Source organism: Stenotrophomonas koreensis (assembly GCF_001431525.1).
Classification (GTDB): domain Bacteria; phylum Pseudomonadota; class Gammaproteobacteria; order Xanthomonadales; family Xanthomonadaceae; genus Stenotrophomonas; species Stenotrophomonas koreensis.
The window spans coordinates 1-575 of the sequence record NZ_LDJH01000051.1; the positions used below are offsets into that span (position 1 = coordinate 1).

The 575-nt window shown below is 66.3% G+C and carries 1 protein-coding gene; it reads left to right on the plus strand.

Annotated features, from left to right (window positions below):
* Positions 1 to 76 precede the first annotated feature (76 nt).
* The coding region (locus tag ABB25_RS14060) for an aconitase family protein (RefSeq protein WP_244477839.1) at positions 77 to 575 on the plus strand (499 nt) is incomplete at its 3' end.

Sequence of the window (575 nt, forward strand, 5' to 3'; positions counted from 1 at the left end):
ATCTTGCCAACCGCCGATTCGTCGGCAGCGTCAGATTGGGATAAGGGCCAGCACCGCGCGCGTGCACGCGTAAAACATCGTGCGCCGGGCCGAGCCGGCGATCATCGATGACTGCCTGCGCCAGCTGATCGAGGTCAAGCGCGAGCGCGATTTTCCGTGGTTCCCGGCGCGGGTGGTCTGCCATGACATCCTCGGCCAGACCGCGCTGGTGGACCTGGCCGGCCTGCGTGATGCCATTGCCGAAGCCGGCGGCGACCCGGCCAAGGTCAACCCGGTGATGCCGGTGCAGCTGATCGTGGACCACTCGCTGGCGGTGGAATGCGGCGGCTATGACCCGCAGGCGTTTGCCAAGAACCGGGCGATCGAGGACCGGCGCAATGCCGACCGCTTCCACTTCATCGACTGGACCAAGCTGGCCTTCGAGAACGTCGATGTGATCCCGCCGGGCAACGGGATCATGCACCAGATCAACCTGGAGAAGATGAGCCCGGTGATCGGCGTTACCGACGGCGTGGCCTACCCGGATACCTGCGTCGGCACCGACTCGCATACCCCGCACGTGGACGCGCTGGGCG